This window comes from Herbaspirillum sp. GW103, from assembly GCF_000261365.1.
Taxonomy (GTDB): Bacteria; Pseudomonadota; Gammaproteobacteria; order Burkholderiales; family Burkholderiaceae_D; genus Herbaspirillum.
The window spans coordinates 1,396,370-1,419,686 of record NZ_AJVC01000003.1; the positions used below are offsets into that span (position 1 = coordinate 1,396,370).

The 23,317-nt window shown below is 62.6% G+C and carries 21 protein-coding genes; 8 read left to right on the forward strand and 13 right to left on the reverse strand.

The annotated features are described in order from the left end of the window. Positions 1-49: 49 nt before the first annotated feature. The gene (locus GWL_RS09745; RefSeq protein ID WP_192811561.1) at positions 50-1,159 is read left to right on the forward strand and encodes a PHB depolymerase family esterase; all 1,110 of its coding nucleotides are present in this window, start codon (positions 50-52) and stop codon (positions 1,157-1,159) included. Between the two features lie 63 nt (positions 1,160-1,222). Beyond that, complete coding sequence (locus GWL_RS23630) at positions 1,223-1,378, forward strand: hypothetical protein (protein WP_008329375.1); 156 nt, start codon at positions 1,223-1,225, stop codon at positions 1,376-1,378. Between the two features lie 104 nt (positions 1,379-1,482). Here GWL_RS23630 and GWL_RS09750 read toward each other — a convergent pair whose 3' ends face one another. The 9 genes from GWL_RS09750 to GWL_RS09790 form a co-directional block, all read right to left on the reverse strand. Beyond that, positions 1,483-1,899: a YXWGXW repeat-containing protein gene (locus GWL_RS09750; RefSeq protein ID WP_034350400.1), complete on the reverse strand. Its 417-nt coding sequence runs from the start codon at positions 1,897-1,899 to the stop codon at positions 1,483-1,485. An 83-nt stretch (positions 1,900-1,982) separates the two neighbouring features. Next, the gene (gene alaC, locus GWL_RS09755) at positions 1,983-3,248 is read right to left on the reverse strand and encodes an alanine transaminase (RefSeq protein ID WP_008329379.1); all 1,266 of its coding nucleotides are present in this window, start codon (positions 3,246-3,248) and stop codon (positions 1,983-1,985) included. Between the two features lie 137 nt (positions 3,249-3,385). Next, positions 3,386-4,657 (reverse strand): phenylacetate--CoA ligase family protein, encoded by a 1,272-nt coding sequence (locus GWL_RS09760; RefSeq protein WP_008329381.1) that lies wholly within the window; start codon positions 4,655-4,657, stop codon positions 3,386-3,388. Positions 4,658-4,668: 11 nt separating this feature from the next. Then, complete coding sequence (locus GWL_RS09765) at positions 4,669-5,526, reverse strand: ABC transporter ATP-binding protein (protein WP_008329383.1); 858 nt, start codon at positions 5,524-5,526, stop codon at positions 4,669-4,671. A 67-nt stretch (positions 5,527-5,593) separates the two neighbouring features. Beyond that, positions 5,594-6,925, reverse strand: coding sequence for an ABC transporter substrate-binding protein (locus GWL_RS09770; RefSeq protein WP_008329385.1), 1,332 nt, complete (start codon positions 6,923-6,925; stop codon positions 5,594-5,596). 86 nt (positions 6,926-7,011) lie between these two features. After that, positions 7,012-8,088: a branched-chain amino acid ABC transporter permease gene (locus tag GWL_RS09775; RefSeq protein WP_008329387.1), complete on the reverse strand. Its 1,077-nt coding sequence runs from the start codon at positions 8,086-8,088 to the stop codon at positions 7,012-7,014. A 66-nt stretch (positions 8,089-8,154) separates the two neighbouring features. Beyond that, positions 8,155-9,069 carry a branched-chain amino acid ABC transporter permease gene (locus tag GWL_RS09780; RefSeq protein WP_008329390.1) on the reverse strand — a complete coding sequence of 305 codons (915 nt, stop codon included), beginning with the start codon at positions 9,067-9,069 and terminating at the stop codon, positions 8,155-8,157. An 88-nt stretch (positions 9,070-9,157) separates the two neighbouring features. Further along, positions 9,158-10,039, reverse strand: a complete 882-nt coding sequence (locus GWL_RS09785) for an ABC transporter ATP-binding protein (protein ID WP_008329391.1) — start codon at positions 10,037-10,039, stop codon at positions 9,158-9,160. A 72-nt stretch (positions 10,040-10,111) separates the two neighbouring features. Beyond that, entirely contained in the window at positions 10,112-12,073 is a 1,962-nt protein-coding gene (locus GWL_RS09790; RefSeq protein ID WP_008329392.1) for a long-chain fatty acid--CoA ligase, read from the reverse strand. Between the two features lie 270 nt (positions 12,074-12,343). On the opposite strand from GWL_RS09790, the gene GWL_RS09795 reads away from it, so the two are divergent. Further along, complete coding sequence (locus GWL_RS09795) at positions 12,344-13,021, forward strand: Crp/Fnr family transcriptional regulator (protein ID WP_008329393.1); 678 nt, start codon at positions 12,344-12,346, stop codon at positions 13,019-13,021. An 80-nt stretch (positions 13,022-13,101) separates the two neighbouring features. On the opposite strand, the gene GWL_RS09800 is transcribed toward GWL_RS09795, so the two are convergent. The 4 genes from GWL_RS09800 to GWL_RS09815 all read right to left on the reverse strand — a co-directional run bounded on the left by GWL_RS09800 (position 13,102) and on the right by GWL_RS09815 (position 17,804). Then, positions 13,102-13,557, reverse strand: coding sequence for a response regulator (locus GWL_RS09800; protein WP_034350402.1), 456 nt, complete (start codon positions 13,555-13,557; stop codon positions 13,102-13,104). Between the two features lie 290 nt (positions 13,558-13,847). Further along, complete coding sequence (locus tag GWL_RS09805; protein ID WP_008329401.1) at positions 13,848-14,498, reverse strand: response regulator transcription factor; 651 nt, start codon at positions 14,496-14,498, stop codon at positions 13,848-13,850. Continuing rightward, positions 14,499-15,962: an ATP-binding protein gene (locus GWL_RS09810; RefSeq protein ID WP_008329402.1), complete on the reverse strand. Its 1,464-nt coding sequence runs from the start codon at positions 15,960-15,962 to the stop codon at positions 14,499-14,501. Between the two features lie 39 nt (positions 15,963-16,001). Further along, positions 16,002-17,804 (reverse strand): CHASE3 domain-containing protein, encoded by a 1,803-nt coding sequence (locus GWL_RS09815; protein WP_008329403.1) that lies wholly within the window; start codon positions 17,802-17,804, stop codon positions 16,002-16,004. Positions 17,805-18,274: 470 nt separating this feature from the next. On the opposite strand from GWL_RS09815, the gene GWL_RS09820 reads away from it, so the two are divergent. From GWL_RS09820 to GWL_RS09840, 5 genes are all read left to right on the forward strand, one after another. Then, the gene (locus GWL_RS09820; protein ID WP_008329404.1) at positions 18,275-18,763 is read left to right on the forward strand and encodes a spore coat U domain-containing protein; all 489 of its coding nucleotides are present in this window, start codon (positions 18,275-18,277) and stop codon (positions 18,761-18,763) included. A gap of 250 nt (positions 18,764-19,013) precedes the next feature. Then, positions 19,014-19,748 (forward strand): molecular chaperone, encoded by a 735-nt coding sequence (locus tag GWL_RS09825; RefSeq protein WP_237713548.1) that lies wholly within the window; start codon positions 19,014-19,016, stop codon positions 19,746-19,748. 17 nt (positions 19,749-19,765) lie between these two features. Further along, positions 19,766-22,048, forward strand: coding sequence for a fimbria/pilus outer membrane usher protein (locus tag GWL_RS09830; protein WP_008329408.1), 2,283 nt, complete (start codon positions 19,766-19,768; stop codon positions 22,046-22,048). A gap of 26 nt (positions 22,049-22,074) precedes the next feature. Continuing rightward, positions 22,075-22,560, forward strand: a complete 486-nt coding sequence (locus tag GWL_RS09835; protein ID WP_008329410.1) for a spore coat U domain-containing protein — start codon at positions 22,075-22,077, stop codon at positions 22,558-22,560. A gap of 201 nt (positions 22,561-22,761) precedes the next feature. Next, on the forward strand, positions 22,762-23,262 hold the full coding sequence (locus GWL_RS09840; RefSeq protein ID WP_008329413.1) for a spore coat U domain-containing protein: 501 nt from the start codon (positions 22,762-22,764) through the stop codon (positions 23,260-23,262). The last annotated feature ends 55 nt before the right edge of the window (positions 23,263-23,317 follow it).

Consider the following 23,317-nt stretch of genomic DNA (forward strand, 5'->3'; position numbering starts at 1 on the left):
CGCTGCGCGTTAACATGGCGCCCATCCCTGCAAACGCATCCCGCCCGTCATGAGCTACCGTAGTCTCCTGCCCCCGAATGTTCGTGTCCGGCCCTTGCGCCGCCGCCTGCTGGCGGCGCTGTGCGGCCTTGCCGTACTGGCGTCCACACCGGTACACGCGGTTGACCTGTCCCTGAAGACGATCCGCGTGGGCAATCTCTCGCGCGCGTATTTTTCCGAACGTGCCGCGCCCGGTGAGCCGCAACCTCTGATCATCGCGCTGCATGCCAGTGGCTCCAGCGGCTCGCTCATGGCGCGCGCCACCGGGCTGACCGAGATCGCCGAAGCCGCCGGCTACATGATCGTGTATCCCAACGGCACCGGGCTGGCCATTGATGCGCGCACCTGGAATTCGGGCGGCTGCTGCGGCTATGCGCAGATGCACAAGGTGGATGACGTAGCCTTCCTGCGCGCCCTGATCGACAAGCTGGTCAAGGATGGCCTGGCCGATCCGCGGCGCATCTATCTGGTGGGCGTCTCCAACGGCGGCATGATGGCCTATCGCATGGCCGCCGAATCGCCCGAACTGTTCCGGGCGGTGGCGGTGGTCAGCGCGGTGCTGGACGTGCCGCCCGAGACGGTCAAGGCTCCCATGCCGCTGCTGCATATCCACGGCAGCGACGACCCTTTCATCCCCTTCCTGGGGGGTATCGGCAAGCAGGAAGTCTCGCAGCTGCCGCGCATCTCGGTGGCGCGCAGCATCGAAGCCTTCATCAAGGCCGATGGTGCCAATCCACGACCGACCGTGACCGACATCCCCGACACCGCCAACGACGGCACCACCATTCGCCAGTACACCTACGCCAGCAAGACCGACCCGCAGGCCGTGGTGCTCTACGAGGTCAAGGGCGGCGGCCATGCCTGGCCGGGCGGCGTGGTGCCCATCGTCAATGGCGGCAAGTCCTCGCAGAACCTGGACACCTCGCGCACCGTCATCAACTTCTTCAATGCCCACGGCGGTGGCCGCCAGAACGAGCAGGTCGACGACAAGCTGCCGCCCGGCGCCACACCGCTGCCCGCGCCGCCTGCCACACCGGCCTCCCCCTTGCCGACGAAGCCGCCCGTGCCCGCCGCACCTGCACCCACGCGCCCCGGCATGAAGGGACTGGCCCCTGGCTGACGCTGCCATCGCAACACGATTCGCACTATCATAGCGACCAGCGTTCAACCTCCCGCCACGACAATGAAAAGACTTCTGACCAGCATCCTGATCGCCATCGTCCTGTACTTCCTGCTGCCCTGGATCGGCAAGCTGATTCCGCATTACCGCCTGGCCGTCATCTGCATCACCGCCGGCATCGTCTCCTTTGCGGTCTCCGCGCTGATGGACAAGACCTGATTCCGTCAGCTTTCGCGCGGCCCGCCAACGAAAACGGCCGCAACGTGAAGACGTTGCGGCCGTTTCGTTTCATCACTTCAGTTCATGCAGGCTGCATCAGCATTTCAGCACTCCCCCTTGCGCTCATGACCCGGCGGGCAGTCGTGTCCGCGTCCCGGACCACGGTGGTCGTCATCATCACGATGGTGACGCGGCCCGTGACCCGGTGGCGGACCGCCGCGCCAGCCGCCGCGATCGAGCTCCCATCCGCGCGGCCCCTGACGCCATACGGGCGCGGCATACACATAGCCGGGGCGCTCGCGCACCCAGTGGCCTTCGCGCCAGATGTGGCGATGACCATCCCAATCCCAGAAGCCGGGTGCCCACACATAACCATGGCGCGGCGGCGGGAGCGGTTCGGCGCGCGGCGGCGGCGGTGCACCGATGTTGATGTTGACCGACACCTGCGCCTGGGCAAGCGGCAGCACAGCCGCGGACGCACCAAGCGCCATCAGGCTGGCGAATATTATTTTTTTCATCATATAAAATAATCAGAGGGTGAATATTTTTGTAGGACAGCGGCCCCACCGGCACGGTTCCGGTCTTTACACCGGCAGGCCCCGGGTCAGCCGCCCTTGGCGTTCTTGAACATGGTCTTGATCCCGCGAATGGCCTGGCGGATGCGCGATTCATTCTCGATCAGGGCGAAGCGCACATACTCGTCACCGTACTCACCGAAACCGATGCCGGGCGAGACGCAGACCTTGGCCTGTTCCAGCAGGATGCGTGAAAACTCCAGCGAACCGAACTGGCGATACGGTTCGGGGATGCGCGCCCAGATGTACATCGAGGCCTTGGGAATATCGACCATCCAGCCGGCCTCGTGCAGGCCCTTGACCAGGACATTGCGGCGCTTTTCGTAATTGGCGCGGATCTCCTCCACGCAGGACTGGTCGCCTTCCAGCGCCGCGATGGCCGCCACCTGCACCGGGGTGAAGCTGCCATAGTCGTGATAGCTCTTGATGCGCGCCAGCGCCGCCACCAGCCGGGCATTGCCGACCATGAAACCAATCCGCCAGCCGGCCATGTTGTAGCTCTTGGAGAGCGTGAAGAATTCCACTGCAACCTCCCGCGCACCCGGCACCTGCATGATGGACGGCGCTTTCCAGCCATCGAAGGTGATGTCGGCATAGGCCAGGTCATGCACCACCAGGATCTGGTGTTCGCGCGCCAGCCTGACCACGCGCTCGAAGAATTCCAGTTCCACGCATTGCGCGGTCGGATTGGAGGGAAAGCCCAGGATCATCATCTTGGGCTTGGGATAGCTCTCGCGCACCGCACGTTCCAGCTCGTCGAAGAAATCCACGCCCGGGCTCATGCGCACCGAGCGGATGTTGGCGCCGGCAATGACCGCGCCATAGATGTGGATGGGGTAGCTGGGATTGGGCACCAGCACGGTATCGCCCTTGTCGAGCGTGGCCAGCATCAGGTGCGCCAGGCCTTCCTTGGAACCGATGGTGACGATGGCTTCGCTGTCGGGATCGAAATCGACCTCATAGCGACTGCGATACCAGTGTGCAATGGCGCGGCGCAGGCGCGGGATGCCCTTGGAGGAAGAATAGCCGTGCGTATCGGGCCGCTGCGCCACTTCCACCAGCTTCTCCACGATGTGCGGCGGCGTGGCGCCATCGGGGTTGCCCATGGACATGTCGATGATGTCCTCGCCACGACGGCGGGCAGCCATCTTCAGTTCGGCGGTGATGTTGAAGACGTAGGGCGGCAGCCGGTCAATGCGCGGGAAGCTGACCGGGAAGGCGTCCGGGGAAGTGGCAGGGGAAGAGGAAACAGCAGGCGTGCGCGAGGGATCGCGCGAATCGGCGGATTGCGTCATGGAGGTCTTTCACGTCAGCGCCCGGAACCGTCCGAGCGACGTTGGAACCAATGTTCCGTTGCCGATTTTATGCGCGAAGCTTCACCTGCACAAGCGCAAATCGCCCTGTACCTTCGATCCTCTGCAAGTTACTTCACTTATTCGTATTTCCGCGCATCTTCAATGACCTTGCCGTCATTGGGCAGACTGCCCGGCGCCACCAGCAGCACTTCGCCTCTGAGCTTGGTCACCTCGCGCAGGCTACCGGCCAGTGCAGAGACGTCGATGGCCGGATCTTCCGGGTCACCCACTTCGCAATGCAGGGTCATGACGTCATTGGCCATCTCGCCCGAGACCACCAGCCGCGCCCGCAAGACATCACCATGGCGGCGCAAGACGTCGGCCACCTGCGAAGGATGCACGAACATGCCACGCACCTTGGTCGTCTGGTCGGCCCGTCCCATCCAGCCCTTGATGCGGGTATTGGTACGCCCGCACGGAGACGCCCCCGGCACGACCGCCGAGAGATCACCGGTGCCGAAGCGGATGAGCGGATAGTCGGGATTGAAGGAAGTCACCACCACCTCGCCAACCTCGCCCTCAGCCACGGGGTCGCCCGTGCCGGGCCGCACGATTTCCAGGATCAGCGATTCATCCAGCACCATGCCGGGATGCACCCTGCCCTCACTCATGGTTTCGTAGGCGATGTTGCCGATGTCGGCAGAGGCATACAGCTGCAGCACCTGCGGCACGCCGTGTTCATGGAACCAGCTGCGCAGCGACGGCGGCAGCGCTTCGGCGCTGACCAGCGCGCGCCGCACGCTGGAGATATCCGCGCCCATCTCCTGTGCCTTCTCGATGATGATCTTGAGGAACGAGGGCGTGCCCACATAGGCATCGGGCTTCAAGGCCGCCATCGCATTGACCTGCAATTCGGTCTGGCCAATACCGGCCGGAATCACCGCACAGCCCAGCCTGGCCGCCGCGCCCTCGACCATGAAGGCAGCCGGCGTGAAGTGATAGGCAAAGCAGTTTTGCAGGATATGCCCGGCCTGCAAGCCCAGCGCCTTCATCGGGCTGGCAAAGCGCCACCAGTCGGCGCCCTGGCCTTCCGGATCGAAGATCGGACCGGGCGAGACGAAGAGCCGCCGCAGTTGCCGCGCGGGCGTGGTATTCAAGCCGCCGAAGGGACTCTCACGCGTCTGCAATTGCTTCAGATCGGATTTGCGGGTCACCGGCAATTGCGCCAGGGCCGCGCGCGAGCCGATGGCCGCCGCATCCACCCCCGCAAGGATGCGCGCCCAGCCCGGCGCGCCCTGCGCCCGTGCCACCAGCTGCGGCAACGCACGCATCAACTGTTCTTCACGCTGTTGCGGATCACGCCGTTCCAGCGCGTCCAGCTCGGCCACACCCTGCCTGGGATCGGACATGATGCCCTCCCTCAGGCCAACCAGCGCTTGCGGCGCCGATAGAACTTCATGTCGCGGAAATTCTTGCGACCGCCTCCGGAGACGCCGAGATAGAACTCCTTGACGTCCTCGTTATCGGCCAGCTCGCTGGCCGCGCCTTCCATGACCACGCGGCCGTTTTCGAGGATGTAGCCGAAGTCGGCATAGCGCAGTGCCACCATGGTGTTCTGCTCGGCCAGCAGGAAGGAGACTTTCTCCTTGCTGTTCAGGTCCTTGACGATCTCGAAGATCTCCTCGACGATCTGCGGCGCCAGGCCCATCGAGGGTTCGTCCAGCAGGATCATCGAAGGCTTGGCCATCATGGCGCGCCCGATCGCGGTCATCTGCTGTTCGCCGCCCGAGGTATAGCCGGACTGCGATTTGCGGCGCACCTTCAGGCGCGGAAAATAGTCGTAAATCTTTTCCAGTTCGTGCTTCACTTCGGAGTGGCTGATGCCGCGCGTGTAGGCACCGGTCAGCAGGTTTTCTTCCACCGTCAGGTGGCCGAAGCAATGCCGTCCTTCCATCACCTGGATCACGCCGCGCCTGACCAGGTCATTGGGCGTCATGCGGTCCACCCGCTCGCCGCGAAACTCGATGCTGCCCTTGGTGACGTCGCCGCGTTCGGCGTGCAGCAGGTTGGAAATGGCCTTCAGGGTCGTGCTCTTGCCTGCGCCATTGGCGCCCAGCAGTGCCACGATCTTGCCTTCGGGCACGTCCAGCGAGACGCCCTTCAAGACCAGGATCACGTGGTCGTAGATCACTTCGATGTTGTTGATGGCCAGCGCCTTGGCTACCGCTGCCGGGGCGGCAGAGGGAGCGGCACTGGTCTGGATCGGTGTGGCATTCATGGTCGTTCGCATTCCCAAAAAAGCACCGACGGCCGTGGGAGACGTGCAAAACCGCCGGCGCAAGCGCCTACTTCATGCAGGCAGGAGTGATGCCTTTTTCTTTTGCGTATTTCGCAGCCGATGCCTTGAACAAGGGGTGGATCAGGTTCTTGTTGCCCTCGATCCAGTCCGACACCAGCACCCACTTGCTGCCATCCCATTGCTGGATCTTGATCTTGCCCGATCCCTCATGGTTCTCGCAGGAGGTCTTGATCTCCGGCAGCAGGCCGGTGGCGCCCAGAGCCTTCAGGCGGGCATCGGTGATGTTGAGGTTTTCAAAGCCCCAGCGCACCTGCTCGCCACTCATGACCTTTCCCTTGCCATATTTGTCCTGGGCCGTGCGCACCGCTTCCACGGTGGCAATGGCGGCCGAGACGCCACGGTTGTAGAGGATGGAACCGAGCTTGTTCTTGTCCTGCATGTTGCCGCGGCCCGCGCCATAGACCACCTTGTCGATATCGGCGATGACCGGCACATCCTTGCCGGCCACGTTCCAGGTGGCCGACAGGTAACCCTTGGCGGCCTCGCCGGCGGGGATGGTGTCTTCTTCCGAGCCGGCCCACCAGGAACCGATGATCTTGTCACGCGGATAGCCGACCTTCTGCGCCGCCTTCAGCGCCGTCTGGTTCATCACGCCCCAGCCCCAGAAGATCACGTAGTCCGGATTTTCCTGGCGGATGCGCAGCCATTGCGCGCCCTGTTCATTGCCGGGGTGGGCCACCGGGATCTCCACCAGCTTGAACTTGCCGATGGAAGCCTCCGCCTGCAAGGCCACGATGGGCTCCTTGCCATAGGCCGAATCGTGATACAGGAACACGATCTTCTTGCCCGCCAGCGAACCATTGTTCTTGCCGGTCAGATACTTGACGATGGCCGAGACCTGCATCTGGTAGGTCGTCACCAGCGGGAAAGCATAGGGGAACACCGAACCATCCACCGCATCGGTACGGCCATAGCCGATCATCACCAGCGGCACCTTGTCCTCGGCGGTCTTGTCGATGAGCGCGTAGGAAATGCCGGTGGCCATGGGGTTGATGGCGGTGCCGTGGGTGACGGTATTCTTGTTCTTCATGCGCTCGTAGCACTCCACGCCCTTGGCGTTGTTGTACTCGGTCTCGCACTCTTCCCAGGACAGCTTGACACCGTTGATGCCGCCTTCCTTGAGGTTGACGTAGTTGAGGTAATCGACATAGCCGCCGTAATACGACTGGCCGTTGGTACCATACGGGCCGACCCGGTAGCTGGGGATGGCGATGAACTGGTCACTGCTCTGTGCCAGCGCCGGCACTGCTGCCGACAGCAGGCTGGCGGCGCAGGCGGTGGCTACCACCAGTTGCCGCAGATGCTTGATGCTCTTCATGGTCTCGTCTCCTTTATGTTGTCGTTGCCGACTTTTATCGGACGCCGGCATCCCGGCCTCCACCTACCTCGTTGCTGCTTGTGCGCCTAGTGCGGGAACGGCCACAGGCGCAGTTTTTCCTTGGCGATCTGCCACAGTCGTGCCAGCCCGTGCGGCTCGACGATCAGGAAGAAGATGATCAGGGCACCGAACATCATCATCTGGATGTGCGACACGGTGGCATTGGTGAAGGGCAGGTGCAACAGGGCTGCCAGCGGCGGCAGCGCGTTGTCCAGGAAGATCGGCAGCAGAAGGATGAAGGCCGACCCCAGGAAGGAACCGAGGATGCTGCCCACGCCGCCGATGATGATCATGAAGAGGATGCGGAAGGACAGGTCCAGCGAGAAGCCGTCCGGTTCCACCGAGCCCAGGTAGCAGAACGCATACAGGGCACCGGCCACGCCGCAGTAGAAGGAGCTCACTGCGAAGGCGGTCAGCTTGGTGCGCATCAAGGGGATGCCGATCACTTCGGCGGCCACGTCCATGTCGCGCACTGCCATCCAGGCGCGCCCGGTGGAGGAGCGCACCAGGTTCTTGGCCACCAGCGCCAGTACGCTCACCACGCCCAGCACGAAGAGATACTTGCGTACCGGGCTGTCGATGGCGATGCCGAAGAAATCGATCTTGGGGGTGCTGATCACGCCGGAAGAGGAATTGTTGGAGAACCAGGGAAACTTGGTCAGCGCCCACACCACGAAGAACTGCGCCGCCAGCGTGGCCACGGCCAGATAGAAACCCTTGATGCGCAGCGACGGCAGCCCGAACAGCACACCCACCAGCGCGGCACAGCCACCCGAGAGCAGCAGCGTGGCGACGATGGGAATGCCCTCCACCCGCAGCTGGAAGTTGTAGGCCGCGTACGCCCCCACCGCCATGAAGGCCGCCGACCCCAACGAGAGCTGACCGGCGTAACCGGTCAGCACGTTCAGACCGAGTGCGGCCAGCGCAAACACCAGGAACGGCACCAGGATGGCCGAGAACCAGTATTCATTGCCCAACAGCGGCACGCCCACGAAGGCGAACAGCATGAAGAGCGTAAAGAGGATGCGATCCTGGCGGATCGGGAAGATCTGACTGTCGGCGATGTAGCTTGTCTTGAATTGTCCGGCTTCACGGTACAGCATCATGTTCTCCTTGTTCCTGCATGGCACCTGTGGCGACATATCGCCAACATTGGAATCAGCGTTTTGTCATACACGGTCGATATGCCGCTCGCCGAACAATCCTTCCGGGCGCACCAGCAGGAACAGCAGCGCAAACACATACGGGAACCAGCCTTCGATACCACCGAAGTTGCCGCCGAAGGCGTCCTGCATGACCGGCGGGATGTAGATCTCGGCCAGCTTCTCGGAGGCGCCGATGATGAGGCCGCCGACAATGGCCCCCGGGATCGACGTGAAGCCCCCCAGGATCAGCACCGGCAGCGCCTTCAAGGCCGTCATGGTCAGGGCGAACTGCACGCCATTGCGCGAACCCCACAGCAGACCTGCAATCAGGGCCACGAACCCGGCCACACCCCACACCACGGCCCAGATGTGCTGCAGCGGGATGCCCAGAGACAGCGCCGCCTGGTGATCGTCGGCCACCGCACGCAGAGCGCGACCGACCTTGGTCTTCTGGAAGAACAGCGCCAGCGCCGCCACCAAGGCCACCACCATGCCGGAGGCGAAGAGGTCAAATTTGGAAATGCCGATCCCCATGCTGTCCATCACCGACTGGATCGGTTCATCGACGATGCCCAGATCGATGGGCCGCACCTCGCTGCCGAAGAGCAAGGGGCCCAGGCCCTCCAGGAAAAAAGTCAGACCGATGGTGGCCATGAACAAGGTGATCGGCGGCTGGTTCACCAGCTTGCGCAGCACGAAGCGTTCAGTCGCCAAGCCCACCAGGATCATGACCGCGAAGGCGCCGATGATGGCGGCCCACATCGGCATGCCCTTCTCCATCAGGCCCACCACCGCCAGCGCGGCGAAATACACCATCGCGCCCTGGGCAAAATTGAATACGCCGGATGCCTTGTAGATCAGCACGAAGCCCAGCGCCACAAGAGAATACATCAGCCCAGAGAGCAATCCGCTCAGGGTGACTTCGAGGAAGAATTGCATGTCGTCTCCTTGCCTGCCGTCTTTTTGTATTTATTGTTTATATTGTTTATATCGCTTCAAGATGAAGATAATCCAGGGCTTGCAGCGCTCAGTGCGAAGTCCCGAGGTATGCCTTGATCACGTCTTCATTGCACATCACTTCATCGGGCGTGCCATCACCGATCTTCTTGCCGTAATCCAGTACCACCACACGATCCGAGATATCCATGACCACGCCCATGTCGTGTTCGATGAGCACGATGGTGGTACCGAACTGGTCATTGACATCGAGGATGAAGCGGCACATGTCCTGTTTTTCTTCCACGTTCATGCCGGCCATGGGTTCGTCCAGCAGCAGCATGTGCGGCTCGGCCGCCAGTGCGCGCGCCAGTTCCACACGCTTTTGCAGGCCGTAAGGCAGGCGCCCCACGGGCGTCTTGCGGATGTGTTGAATTTCGAGGAAATCGATCACTTCTTCGACTTTGCGCCGATGTTCGATTTCCTCGTTGCGGGCCGCCCCCCACCACAGGGCGTTGGAGAGCAGGCCGGAACGCATCTTGGTGTTGCGGCCGGTCATGATGTTGTCCAGTACCGTCATGCCCTTGAAGAGCGCAATGTTCTGGAAGGTGCGGGCGATGCCCTGGCGCGCGATGCTGCTGGGGTGCATGCCCAGGCGGGGCTGGCCGCGATAGAGGATGCTGCCCTTCTGCGGATGGTAGACGCCGTTGATGACGTTGATCATCGAACTCTTGCCGGCGCCATTGGGACCGATGATGGCGCGGATCTCATGCTCACGCACGTTGAAGGAAATATCGGTGAGCGCCTTGACGCCACCGAAGGACAGCGAGATGTTCTGCAGATCGAGGATCACCTCGCCGACGCGGCGGCCATTGGCGGCCACCGCCGGGGCTTGGTCATCGGGGCTGGCCACCGGCGGCAGGCCCGCAGGCAGGATTTCGGAACTCAGGTGTCGTTTCATGGTGGTGTTCATTCAGCGGTGGTCTGGTCGGGCTACGCTGCAAGCCGGATGCGATGAAGCCTCCGGGACGGGACTGCGGGCGGCTCAGGCGGCGCTTTGCAGCGTCTGGTAGGTCCTGGCGTCGGCGATTCTGAGGTCGGCCGAGATCATGCCCTGGCGACCATCCTCGAACTTGACCTGGGTCTCAATGTACTGCGACGCATGGCCTGCGTAGAGCGCCTCGATGAGCACTGCGTACTTGTCGGCGATGAAGCCGCGCCGGACCTTGCGGGTACGGGTGAGCTCCTCGTCGTCGGGATCCAGTTCCTTGTGCAGGATCAGGAAGCGATGGATCTGCGAATCGGCCAGCAAGGGGTCCGCCACCAGGTCGGCATTGACCTTTTCCACGCACTCGCGCACCAGCTCGTAGACCGCCGGGTTGGCGGCCAGGTCGGTGTAGCCGCTGTAGGGCAGGTTGCGACGCTCGGCCCAGTTGCCCACGGCATCCATGTCGATGTTGATGAAGGCCATGCACTGCTGGCGACCGCTGCCGAAGGCCACCGCTTCCTTGATGAAGGGGAAGAACTTCAGCTTGTTCTCGATGTACTTGGGCGCGAACATGCTGCCGCTGGCCATCTTGCCGACATCCTTGGCGCGGTCGATGATCTTGAGGTGGCCGTCGCTGTCGAAGAAACCTGCATCTCCCGTATGGAAGTAGCCGTCCTGGTCGATGGCTTCGGCGGTGGCATCGGGCCGCTTGAAATATTCCTTCATCAGGCCCGGCGAGCGCACCAGCACTTCGCCATTGGCATCGATGCGCACTTCCACGCCCTTCATGGGACGACCCACGCTATCGAGCTTGACGTCACCGGAGGGCTGCATGCAGACCGTCACGCAGGTCTCGGTCATGCCGTAGAGTTGTTTGAGGTTGATGCCCAGCGAGCGATAGAAGTCGAACAGGTCCGGACCGATGGCCTCGCCGCCGGTATAGGCCACGCGCAGGCGCGACATGCCCAGCACGTTCTTGAGCGGCCCGTAGACCAGCAGGTTGCCGATGGCGTATTGCAGGCGGTCTGCCAGCGACACGCCAGGCTTGCCATCAAGGATGCGCATGCCGACCCGGCGCGCCACCTTCATGAAGCCATGGAACATCTTGCGTTTGATCCAGCCGGCATCCTCGATGCGGATCATCACTTGCGTGAGGATGTTTTCGTAGACGCGCGGTGGCGCAAAGTAATACGTCGGGCCGATCTCGCGCAGGTCGCTCATGACCGTGTTGGGCGACTCCGGGCAATTCAGGCAGAAGCCGGCCACGTGCTGCTGCGCGAAGGAATACAGGAAGTCTCCGACCCAGGCCAGCGGCAGATAGCAGAGGATGTCGTCGTTCTCGTCGAGATGATCGAATTCCACCAGCGTGGTAGCGGTGGTGATCATGGCCCGATGCGAGTGGCACACGCCCTTGGGCTTGCCGGTGGTGCCGGAGGTGTAGAGGATGATGGCCACGTCATCGGGCGAGCCCGCCGCCACCTCCTGCTCGAAGAATCCCGGATGCGCATGTTCGTAGGCACGACCCAGTTCCTGCACGCGGGCAAAGGACAGCAGCTCGGGCTGGTGGTAGTTGCGCATGCCGCGCTCGTCGTCATAGATGACGTGGGCAATGCGGGGCAGGTTTTCCTTGATCTCGAAGACCTTGTCGACCTGCTCCTGATCTTCGGCCATGACGAAGTCGACGTTGGCATCGGCCAGCACGTAGGCCATGTCAGCCGCAGGCGCATCCTGATACAGCGGCACCGGCATGCCACCCAGCGCCTGGGCCGCGCTCATGGCCCAGTACAGGCGCGGGCAGTTGTTGCCGATGATGGCCAGGCTCATGCCGCGCTTGAAACCCAATGCGGCCAGGCCACAGGCAAAGCTGCGCACCTCCTCGGCCACCTGGCGCCAGCTCGTGGTCTGCCAGATGCCCAGATCCTTCTCGCGGAAGGCCGCCCGTTCGGGGCGTCGTTGGGCATGTGCCTGCAACAGCCGCGGAAAGGTCGCGGCTTGCTTGTCTTGTCTCGTCTCCACCATTTCCCACCTTCTTGTGCAGGTTCGAAAGATCCGTTTCCTTCATGGGATTGCATGAGGATACGAATCCGGTGTCGGATCAGTCTGTGCTGCCAGGCTTACGCTGCTCTTACTGCCGCAGTCATGATGTCTGGCATGCCAGCCGTCCTGTCTCTTTGTTTGGCCAGACCTTTTGGTCAGGGCCCTTTTTGCGATGATAGTAGTTTGAGTGGTTGCCAGTGGATGTCATCTCACCGACAATTGACAAAACTTTCGATATTGCGACGCATCATCATGGAGACATCAATTCGACGCATGCTGTCCAAGAGCATCTGGGCGCAGGCGCTGACCGAAGAACAGCTGGCCCGGGTCGAGGCGGAGGTAGTCAGCCGCAAGATCCCGGCCGGCGGTTACGTCTGCCGCAAGGGCGATCCGGTGGCGCACTGGATCGGCGTACATGAAGGCTTGCTGAAGATGAGCAGTGTCTCGCCCGAGGGCAAGACCGTCTCTTTTGCGGGCATGGCCAACGGCGGCTGGCTGGGCGAGGGTTCGCTGCTCAAGGACGAACCGCGCAGGTATGACGTGGTGGCTCTGCGCGAGAGCGAACTGCTGTACATGCCCAAGGCCACCTACATCTGGCTGCTGGACAACAGCATCCCCTTCAACCGCTTCCTGGTCACGCAATTGAACGAGCGTCTGGCGCTGTTCATTTCGCTGGTGGAATACGACCGCATGCTGGAGCCGGATGCCCGCGTGGCACGCTGCCTGGCGGCGCTGTTCAATCCCTATCTGAATCCGGGCATCGGCCTGAATCTGCAAATCTCGCAGGAGGAAGTCGGCAACCTCTCCGGCACCTCGCGCCAGCGCGCCAACCAGGCTCTGCAAGTGCTGGAAAAGGCCGGCCTGCTGAAGGTCGACTATGGCAGCATCACCATCAATGACCTGGAAGGTCTGCGGCAATTTCCGGGGTGAAACGCGTCCCCGGGCACGGCGCATGAAGACATGAAAAAAGCGCGGCCAGGCCGCGCTTTTTCGTGGGCGTATCGCGCCGGTCAGGGCGTGGTCGCCTCATCCCCGCGCGCCGGACGATTGCGGTTGCGCCAGTAAATGCCGGTATCGGCCACCGTCCCCATGAACTCCTTGGGGTCCGTGGATTTGACAACGTAACCATTGGCGCCCAGTTCATAGCTCTGGTTGATGTCGCGCTGGTCGTCCGAAGAAGAAAACATCACCACCGGAATGTGCGAGGTGGCGGCATTGGACTTGATGATCTTCAGGAAATCGTGCCCGCTCATCAGCGGCAGGTTCAGGTCCAGCAGGATCAGGTAGGGGTGCAGGTCACGGCGATTGGCGTATTCCCCCTGGAAGAAGAATTCCTCGGCCAGCTCCGCATCGGCAAACCAGGTCAGCTTGTCGGCCAGCTTGCGGCTGCCCAGCGCCAGGCGTGTCAACTCCGCCACTTCCGGGCTGTCGTCGACGAGGATGATGTCATATTGCTCGATATCCATGGATGGATCGCTTTCTTCAATAAATGTCACGCTGGAACCGTTCTTGTCTGGATGACCACATCACAGTCATCCTGCATCGCGTTGCCGCCTGCCCCGCCCATCCCCGGAGGCAACGCCGGCCAGTCAAGGTGACTGCGGCAGCTGCCCTGCGGCTTCGTTCCAGCATCGGCGCTCTGCTTCACACCAGTACCGACGCCGATTCCCGTACTGTCAGGGGATTATTGCACAGGCATTTTCAAAAAAACTCAGATTTTTCCTGAATGTGAATATCTCTTCACCCAAGGCTTTTGTCACTTGTCCGGAGTGGCAATGCCGGTGCGGATGGCATAGCGCACCAGGCCGGGCACGTCGCGGATGTCCAGGCGCTCCATCAGCTGCGCCCGGTGGGTCTCGATGGTCTTGGCGCTGACGTTCAACTGGTAGGCGATCTCCTTGGTATTGTTGCCTTCGGCGATCAATTGCAGGATTTCGCGCTGGCGCGGGGTCAGCACTTCGACGGGCGTACCGTTTTGTGCAACACGCTTCATATAGTTGTCCAGCGCCTCGCGCGAGATGTGCGAATCCAGATACTGGCGACCGTGTTTTACTTCATACAGGGCTTTTTCCAGCTCGGTGGCGGCCGAATCCTTGAAGAGATAGCCGTTGGCCCCGGCATTCAAGGCCTGCATCACGTATTCCTCGCTGCCATACATGGACAGCATCAGGAAGCGGATGGTCGGGTACTCACCCCGCAGGCGGCGCAGCGCTTCCAGGCCGTTCATGCCTTTCATGGCGATGTCCAGCAGCACCAGGTCGGGTTTCAATTGCGGGATCATCTCGATGACCTCGGCGCCATCGGAGGCCTCACCTACCACCTCCACGCCCGGCATGGCGGTGAGCAGGGCCTTGATGCCGCTGCGCACCAGGGCGTGGTCGTCGGCCAGCATGATTCGAGTAAGCATTTACATCCTCCTGACGATGGGGGCGACCGGCAGGTGCATGACGATTTCCGTCCCTGCGCCGGGCGCCGAAGTGATATCCATGGAGCCGCCTACCAGCACCGCCCGCTCTTCCATGTTGAGCAGGCCGAAACTGGTGCCGGAAATGGCGTTGCTGCGCGCACGCTCGATGTCAAAACCACGGCCGTCATCGCGGATGCTCAGATAGACCTGATCCTGCTGGCGGTCGATCTTGACCCAGATGTTCTGGCACTTCGCATGGCGCAGGATGTTGGTGACCGCTTCCTGCACGATGCGAAAGGCGGTGTTCTCGATGTCGTGGTGCAATTCTCCGTCATGGCCGCTGCTCTCGAACCAGCCATGCACGTTGGCCAGCTTGGACTTCTGCTCCACGTAGGAGCGCAGGGCCGCGATCAGTCCCAGGTTGTCCAGCTGCGGCGGGCGCAGGTCCAGCGACAGGCTGCGCACCTGGGCCAGCACGGCGGTGACGATGTCGATGCCGTTCTGCAGCGAGGGGCCTTCCAGAGAACCGGTCTTCTTGATGGTTTCCAGGTTGATCTTCAGGGCGGTGAGCGACTGGCCGACGTCATCATGCAGGCCACGCGCCAGGTGCTGGCGTTCGCGCTCCTGCACCTCGATCACGCGCGAGGACAGCAGTTGCTGGCGCTGGATCGCCAGCTCCAGCTCGCGGCGCGACTGCTCGCGCTCGGTAACGTCGATGGCCAGACCGGCCACCATATCACCCTTGCCTTCGCCGCTGATCGGGAAGCGCACCACATCGAGGATGCGGGCGTTGTGGTTATGGTCGAACACGGTTTCCTGGGTGTGCAGCTCGCACTTTTCTTCGAGCACCTTGCGGTCGTATTCGCGCGAGGCTTCGGCACCGCCCGTGGTCATCAGCTCGGCATCGGTCATGCCATCCATGTCATGCGGGGTCATGCCGTAGAAGGCCGATTGCGCCGGGTTGACGTAGCTGTAGCGCAGCTGCGCATCCTTGATCCAGGTCGGCATGGGGGCCGCGTTCATGAAGGCATTGAAGCGCGCCTGCATCTCGCGCAGGGCCTGGGCGCTGGCGCGTTGCTTGCGCCGCGCCTGGGCGTCGCGCAGCTCGCGGTCAACCGCGTGCGGCAGGCGGGCGATGGCGCTTTTCAAGAAGTAGTCCTGGGCGCCGGCTTTCATCACTTCCACTGCCGTCTGTTCGCCGATCACGCCGGAGACGATGATGAAGGGCGTCTGGTCGTTGTGGGCCTTGACCAGCTTCAAGGCTTCCACGCCCGAGAACATGGGCATGGAATAATCCGAGATGACGATGTCCCAGCGCTGTGCCTGCAGCGCCGCCAACAGGGCCTGTTCGTCGTCGACCCGTTCCCAGGCCGGATCGAAGCCGCCGCGCTTCAATTCGCGCACCATCAGCACGGCGTCTTCTTCCATGTCTTCGACGAACAGTACGCGCAGGGGAATGCTCATGGGACCTGTCTCTCAATCTGGCTCACGGAGTTGATCTCCTCAATTTTCGTCGGAAGAGCGACGCGACTCGCCCAGGCTGGGGACCACCCCCTTGCGCGGCAGCGCAAAGTAGAAGCTGGCGCCTTCCCTGGGCTTGCTCTCGGCCCATACCCGGCCGGTGTGGCGCACCACGATGCGCTGCACCAGCGCCAGGCCGATGCCGGTGCCGGCATATTCCTCCTGGCGATGCAGGCGCTGGAAGGTGCCAAAGAGCTTGTGGGCATAGCGCATGTCAAAGCCGACGCCGTTGTCGTGCACACCGTAGACGTATTCTTCGGCATCGGCCTGCATGGTCACGCGCACGCGCGGCTGCTCGCTGCGGCTGCTGAACTTCACGGCGTTGGCAAGCAGGTTTTCCCATACCTGGGCAATCAGGCCGCGATTGGCCACGGCGCCTTCCAGATGCGCCACCTCGAAGATCACGCCGGGGTTTTCCTGCTGCAGACCGGCCACCACCTGGCCCACCAGTTCCTCCATCGAGAAGCGCTGCAAGGTCAGTTCACCGGTGGTGGACTTGGCCAGCTTGAGCAGGTCATTGATCAGCGCATCCATCTTGCGCACGTTGCGCCGGATCACCTGCAATTGCTCGCGGCCCTTCTCGTCGATGGCATGGGCGTAATCCTCTTCCAGGATCATGGCATAACCGGAGATGGCGCGCAGGGGCGCGCGCAAGTCGTGCGAGACCGAATAGGAAAAGCTCTCCAGTTCCTTGTTCACGTTGTGCAGATGCTGGGCCTGGCGTTCCAGGTCGGCATTGAGGGCCTCGATCTCTTCCTCGGCGCGCTTGCGCTCGGAGATGTCATAGATGACGGTGCGGCTGATGAGCTTGCTGTTGTCGCGACTGGGGATGGCCGTGGCGTTCACCAATGCAGTGAATTCACTGCCATCGGCACGCCGGAAATTGAGGTCGATGCCGCTGATCTCGCGCTTGAGCAGGAACTGCGGATGCAGCTCCTGGGCATAACGCCGGGCGCTGGCCGGGGTCAGCAGGTCGGCCTGGGTCATGCGGCCGACCACCTGTTCGCGCGTATAGCCCAGCCATTTGAGTTCGGTATCGTTGATCTTGATGATGACCTTGTCGCTCTCGTCCACCGAGTGATAGCCGCAGGGCGCGTTGTTGTAGAGGTCCTCGATCTCGTCCGAATAGGCCTGGGCGCGCTGCTGGGCTTCCACCCGCCGCGTCATTTCCTTGCGCAGCTTGCGATAGACCAGCAGCAGCAGCGCCATGCTCAGCAGGCTGCCGCTGATGACCATGAAGATGGTCAGATTCGCGCTCATCGCGGTGTCACGCGCGCGCGTGGCCAGCAGCGCGTTCTCGTTGCCCTTCATCTGCTCGAAGCCCTGGCGGATATGATCGCTCAGCGCCTTGCCCTCAAGCACGCGGATGCGCCCCTGCTCGGGGCTCAATGCCATCAACTGGCGCGACAACTGCAGACGCTGCTGCACCAGCTCTTCGGTCTGCCGCAGCAGGCGCGTCTGCTGCGGGTTGTCACTCAGCAGCTCACGCAACTCCTGCAGCAATACGGTGATCTGGCGTTGGCCGGTATCGAAGCCGTCGCGATATTCTTCCCGCCCCGACAGCGCGAATCCGCGCGAATTGCTGACCACGTCGCGTACGGTGGAATTGGTTTGTTCCAGCTTGTTGATCACCTGGTGGCTATGCTGCAGCCAGACGGCGTGCTGCTCGAAATCGCGCACGCTGTGGTAGGAAAATGCAGCTACCCCCAGCGACAGCAACAGGGCCAGCAGGAAGAAAATGCCGGTGCTGGCGCGCGCCAGTCCGCTTTGTCTAGTTATCGGCATGGTTCACGTTTCATTGGTCTGCCAGTCACGCTTCCGGCTTGACAGCCGGTTACCCGACCACCGGCCCGAAAGCGGCGTGCATGAAGCAAGGCTGCACGGTTTTTCACACATCTGCATTGACGGGAACCGCGCATGCCAAGGCCGCCTGATGCGACCTCGGCATTCCCCCCGGCTGCCCGCCCCCCTGTCTGCGCCAGGGCTTGAATGGGGCTGCCGAAGTCTCTCCTTGCTGCCTGTCCCGATATCGGTGTGATGGCAATCCGATATCAACTGTTTTCTTTCTGTCAGCAAATGGAACCAAATTCTTCGAATTCATGGAAAACGCTGTTGCGGGGATGCAGCAGGAGAAGCGCATCCTGCATCGGCATCCGGCATTTTCCGATTGTTTATTCGAATTAATTCTATAATAGATTCCGATGTTTACCTGTTTTTTCAGGGTCTCTTCCTGAGCTTTGACGGCGCGTCCTCTGATGAAAAATTCCCATTCCCTGTTACTGGCGGCCGGCCTGCTGTGCTGCGCCAACCTGGATGCGCTGGCTGTCTCTTCCACTGGCAACCTCGACATTTCGGCCGTCGTGCCCTCGCAATGCGTGGTGCAGAGCGCCGCCCTCCCCTTCGGCACCTATGCGGCCAGCGCGCTGCAGCAGAACGCGCAGATCGGCGTGGCCTGCTCCAACGGCACCAGCTATACCGTCAGCCTGGATGCCGGGACCGGCAGCGGTGCCAATGTGGCCACGCGCAAGCTGAGCACGACCGATGGCGTCAATACGCTCAACTATGGGCTGTACCAGGACGCCGCACGCACCCGTTCCTGGGGCAACAGCAACGGCAGTGATACCGTGGCTGGCGTGGGCAATGGCAGCACCCAGAACATCCCGGTCTATGGCTACATCCCGGGCGGGCAAACCGCTCGTGCCGGCAGCTACAGCGACGTCGTGGCAATCACCCTGTCCTACTGATCCTGAGGGCGGGCGCGCAGCGCCCGGTACCGACATGCCTTGGCGCACTCTCTTGCCGGAGAGTGCGCCATTTTTCTTGGGCAAGTGCTCTGCGCCGGCGCCTGACGGTTACTGTTGAGCAAATATTTTCTTGATTATTGATCACATTGTGTGGCTCACTTGCAACTTTCTTCACACTTGTTGTCCTGTTTCGTTTTAATCTAGCAAAAAACTGACAACGATCTGACAACCAGAGTGGAGATGTCCTGGCGTGACGAGTTCAGCATCCATAGGGGGGCGGCTGGTGCGTACGACTGCGCTGGCCTGCCTGACACTGGCGGGGGGATGGCCGATGGCCCAGGCCTCCAATTTCGAAATTGCCCCGGTGGTGCTGGAGCTCTCGTCCTCGCGTACGGCTGGCGTGATCAAGATCGTCAACAACGACAGTCACAACGTTTCGCTGCAACTGCGCGCCTACGACTGGCAGCAGGCCGACAGCAAGGATGAGCTGCAGCCCACGCAAAACCTGATCATCAGTCCACCGGTGTTCAACCTGGCGCCGGGTGCTTCACAGGTGATCCGGGTGGTGGCCAAACAGCCTGCCGCGCCCAGCGAGATCGCCTATCGTCTGCTGATCGATGAAATCCCCTCGGCGACCGAGGGTGCCACCATCAATTTCAAGTTCCGCATTTCCATGCCGGTGTTCATCGCACCGGTGACGCCGCCCAAGGCCCAGTTGCAATACCAGCTGCGCGCCGGCAAGCCCTTGCGCTTGCAGGTCGAGAACAGCGGCAACCGGCGCGCGCGCCTGCTGGACCTGGCGCTGACGCTGCCCAATGGCAAGAAGCTGAGTGCCCCGGCCGGCGGCAATCCCTATACCCTGGCCGGCATCACCCGGCAATACCTGATCGAAAACGACACCCCGCTTGCCGTGGGCAGCCGAGTCAAGCTGACTGCCAGCAGCGATGGCGGGCCGATTGAGGCCGAACTCACCGTGGTGCCTTGATTCGCGCGGCACGCTGTTTGCTCTGCCTCACTCTGGTCTTGCTCATGGCCATGGTGGCGCTGGCACGGGCAGCCGAGCCGGGGGACGAGATCCTCTTGCTGGAGGTCTCCATCAATGGCCGGGGCACCAGCCTGGTGGCGCAGTTCACGCGACGCCACCAGGCGCTCTATGCCACGGCGGCGGAGTTGCGCAGCCTCAGGCTGCGGGTCGATGGCGCCGATGAAGAGCTCATCGCCCTGCGCGCCATTGCCACGGCGGTCGACCTCGACGAGGCCGGCGCCAGGATCAATCTGACGGTTCCAGCCCGTTTCATGAATACCACCGACATCGACGCCGCCAGCATCACCAGCAAGGTCCCCCTGTCACCGGGCGGGCGCGGGCTGGTGCTGAACTACGACCTGCTGGCCTCCAGCAGCCAGAACCAGCATGCACTGGGCGGGCTGTTCGATGCCCGCTGGTTCTCCGGCAGCAGTGTCTTCAGTTCCACCGGCCTGGGCTATGCCGGCAACAGCGGCGGCGTATCGGCGCGGCTGGAATCGACCTACACCTATTCGGACCCGGCCACGCTCACGCGCTATCGCCTGGGCGACGTCATCAATGGCAGTCTTGCGTGGAGCCGCTCGGTGCGCCTGGGCGGCTTCCAGTACGCTTCGGATTTCAACCTGCGGCCGGACCTGGTGCGCTTCCCGACGCCATCGCTGGGCGGCGAGACGGTGGTGCCCTCCACCGTCGACCTGTTCGTCAACGGCGTACGCCAGCTCTCGCAGCCGGTCCCCCCCGGCCCCTTCGAGATCCGCCAGCCGCCCATTGCCAGCGGCGCCGGGCAGATCGCCGTGGCCGTCACCGATGAACTGGGGCGCCAGACCTTCCGTACCATCAACTTCTACGCCACCGACCGGCTGTTGAAACCGGGCCTGTCCTCCTATTCGGCCGAGGGTGGCTGGGTGCGCCGCAACTACGGCCTGCGCAGCAACGACTACGGCCAGTTTGCGCTCTCCGGCACGGCGCGCCATGGCATGAGCGACTGGCTCACGCTGGAAGGCCATGCCGAAGCCATGCGCCAGCTCAGGCTGGTCGGCGGCGGCGCCGTCTTCAACCTGAGCAACCGGGCGGTGCTGGCCGGTTCGCTGGCGGCCAGCAGCAGCCAGGCCAGTTCGGGTCAGCAGGTGTCGCTGGCCATCGAGCGCAACGCCGATCCGGTAAGCCTGTCACTGTCGCGCACCCAGTCCACCCGCGGCTACCAGGATATCGGTGCACTGCAGGGCGCCCCGGTCGCGCGCAGCGCCACGCTGGCCACGCTGGGCCTGAACCTGCGTGACTATGGCTCACTGAGCCTGGCCTATGCGCGCAGCAAGAGTCCGCTGCTCTTCACGGACCTCGGCACCAGCAGCCTGGCCGATAGCGAGACTGTCACCCTGACCTGGTTCAAGTCCGTGGGCAGCAGTAGCAACCTCTATCTGACGGCGTACCGGGACTTCCGCAACAGCGGCTATGGCGCCACCATCGGCCTGATCATCCCCTTCGGCGGACGGGATGTGGCCGGTGGCAGCCTGAGCAACAACAATGGCCAGCGTACCAGCACGCTGCAGGCGAGCCGTTCGACGGTGGCCATCGGCGACCTCGGCTGGCAACTGCAGGATACCGAGGGCAGCTATCGCCAGCGCATCGGCCAGCTCAACTACAAGAGTCGTTATGGCAGCCTGAGCGCGGCAGCCTCGCAATCGGCCCGGGTATCCAGTGAGCGTCTGGGTGCGCGCGGTGCTCTGGCCTTCATGGACGGCAGCGCCTTTGCCACTGACTGGATCGACGACAGCTTTGCCGTCGTCAATACCAGCGGCGTCAAGAACGTGGGCATCTACAACGAAAACCGCTACGTCGGCCGTACCGACGACAAGGGGCAATTGCTGCTCACCGACCTGCGTGCCTATGACGTCAACAAGATTTCGGTGGACGTGCTGGACCTGCCGCTGACGCTGCAACTGGACCAGTCCGAACAATACGTGCGGCCGCGTGACCGCGCGGGCGTGGTGCTGCATTTCAATGCCCGGCGCGCCTCCGATGTGACCCTCATCCTCAAGGATGCAAAGGGTGAATTCATTCCCCTGGGATCGTCCATCCGCGTGCGCGAAAGCGGCCTGCAGGCACCGGTCGGTTACGACGGCGTGAGCTATCTGCAGGAGCTCGGGCCGGTCAACACGCTGGACGTGCTGTTGCCCTCGGGCGCGCGCTGCCAGGCCACGCTGACGCCACCGGCGCGCAGTGACGGCGGCATGCGCAATGAAGTCGTGATCTGCCGTTGAAGGGCGGCCCGCATCATGGAGAGCACATGAAGAACCAGATCCATCCCCTGCCCCTGGCCGTCATGGCGCTGGCCATCGTCACGGGCTGCCCGCCGGCACAGGCGCAGCAGCTGTGCTCGGCGGCGTCCAATCCGGTGTCCTTCGGGCTCTATGACCCGCAGTCGAGCAACCACATCGACAACAGCGGCAGCATCACCGTGACCTGCCAGGCCACCGTTTCGCTGCTGATCGCCTATACCGTCAAGCTCAGCGCCGGCAGCAGCGGCGCCTATGCGCAGCGCAAGATGCTCAGCGGCACCAACAGCCTGAACTACCAGGCCTATCTCGACGCCGCGCGCACCCAGGTGTGGGGGGATGGCTCTTCCAGCACCGGTTTCATCACGGATGGCTACCTGCTGCAGGTGCTGGCGCCGGTGAGCAGGAGCTATACCGTCTACGGGCGCGTGCCCGGCAGCCAGAACGTCAAGGCAGGCAGTTATCTGGATACCTTGACGGTGCTCATCACCTATTGAGCGCGCCGCCGGGTGGTACGGATGAGCTTGAGAGGCGTTCTCGTTGCGATTCAGGTTTTCCCTGACACCAAAGGACGGGGGGCTAGGGAATCGCCGGATGCCGGTGACGGGCCTGAGAAATTAAAGTGTCTCCATACCAACGCTGCACAGGGAAGTTCTTGCAAGGGGCGAGGACGGGGCAGCCAGACAAGGAGAAACAGCATGTTCTTCATCAAGCAAAATCGTTTCGTCGCCGCTTCCATCGCCGCCGTGGTGCTGGCCTCGAGCGCACCGACTTCCTTTGCTGCCACGGCCAGCGGCACGCTGACCATCAGCGCTTCGGTGGTCGCCGCCTGCACCGTGGTCGGTTCGGCCATCGCCTTCGGCGCCTACACCCAGAGCGTGGTGAACCAGACCGGCACCATCACCGTGCTGTGCACCAACGGCACGGCCTACAACGTCGGCCTGGATGCCGGTACCGGCACCGGCTCCACGGTGAGCAACCGCAAGATGAGCGCAGCCGGCGGCGGCACCCTGAACTATGCGCTGTACCGCGACTCGGCCCGCAGCAACAACTGGGGGTCGACCATTGGCACCGATACCCTGACCGGCACCGGTTCCGGCCTGACCCAGACGCTGACCGTCTATGGCCAGATCCCGGCAGCCCAGACGCCGCTGGCCGGTTCCTATTCGGATACCGTGACCGTGACGCTGACGTACTGAACGGATGAATGGCCGACAGGCCGGCATGACGCGCTTTTGACCCAAGGATCATGTC

Coding starts and splice junctions, on each gene's coding strand:
- GWL_RS09745 (WP_192811561.1), top strand. CDS start 50: ATGAGCTACCGTAGTCTCCTGCCCCCGAATGTTCGTGTCCGGCCCTTG.
- GWL_RS23630 (WP_008329375.1), top strand. CDS start 1,223: ATGAAAAGACTTCTGACCAGCATCCTGATCGCCATCGTCCTGTACTTC.
- GWL_RS09750 (WP_034350400.1), bottom strand. CDS start 1,899: ATGATGAAAAAAATAATATTCGCCAGCCTGATGGCGCTTGGTGCGTCC.
- alaC (WP_008329379.1), bottom strand. CDS start 3,248: ATGACGCAATCCGCCGATTCGCGCGATCCCTCGCGCACGCCTGCTGTT.
- GWL_RS09760 (WP_008329381.1), bottom strand. CDS start 4,657: ATGTCCGATCCCAGGCAGGGTGTGGCCGAGCTGGACGCGCTGGAACGG.
- GWL_RS09765 (WP_008329383.1), bottom strand. CDS start 5,526: ATGAATGCCACACCGATCCAGACCAGTGCCGCTCCCTCTGCCGCCCCG.
- GWL_RS09770 (WP_008329385.1), bottom strand. CDS start 6,925: ATGAAGAGCATCAAGCATCTGCGGCAACTGGTGGTAGCCACCGCCTGC.
- GWL_RS09775 (WP_008329387.1), bottom strand. CDS start 8,088: ATGCTGTACCGTGAAGCCGGACAATTCAAGACAAGCTACATCGCCGAC.
- GWL_RS09780 (WP_008329390.1), bottom strand. CDS start 9,069: ATGCAATTCTTCCTCGAAGTCACCCTGAGCGGATTGCTCTCTGGGCTG.
- GWL_RS09785 (WP_008329391.1), bottom strand. CDS start 10,039: ATGAACACCACCATGAAACGACACCTGAGTTCCGAAATCCTGCCTGCG.
- GWL_RS09790 (WP_008329392.1), bottom strand. CDS start 12,073: ATGGTGGAGACGAGACAAGACAAGCAAGCCGCGACCTTTCCGCGGCTG.
- GWL_RS09795 (WP_008329393.1), top strand. CDS start 12,344: ATGGAGACATCAATTCGACGCATGCTGTCCAAGAGCATCTGGGCGCAG.
- GWL_RS09800 (WP_034350402.1), bottom strand. CDS start 13,557: ATGGATATCGAGCAATATGACATCATCCTCGTCGACGACAGCCCGGAA.
- GWL_RS09805 (WP_008329401.1), bottom strand. CDS start 14,498: ATGCTTACTCGAATCATGCTGGCCGACGACCACGCCCTGGTGCGCAGC.
- GWL_RS09810 (WP_008329402.1), bottom strand. CDS start 15,962: ATGAGCATTCCCCTGCGCGTACTGTTCGTCGAAGACATGGAAGAAGAC.
- GWL_RS09815 (WP_008329403.1), bottom strand. CDS start 17,804: ATGCCGATAACTAGACAAAGCGGACTGGCGCGCGCCAGCACCGGCATT.
- GWL_RS09820 (WP_008329404.1), top strand. CDS start 18,275: ATGAAAAATTCCCATTCCCTGTTACTGGCGGCCGGCCTGCTGTGCTGC.
- GWL_RS09835 (WP_008329410.1), top strand. CDS start 22,075: ATGAAGAACCAGATCCATCCCCTGCCCCTGGCCGTCATGGCGCTGGCC.
- GWL_RS09840 (WP_008329413.1), top strand. CDS start 22,762: ATGTTCTTCATCAAGCAAAATCGTTTCGTCGCCGCTTCCATCGCCGCC.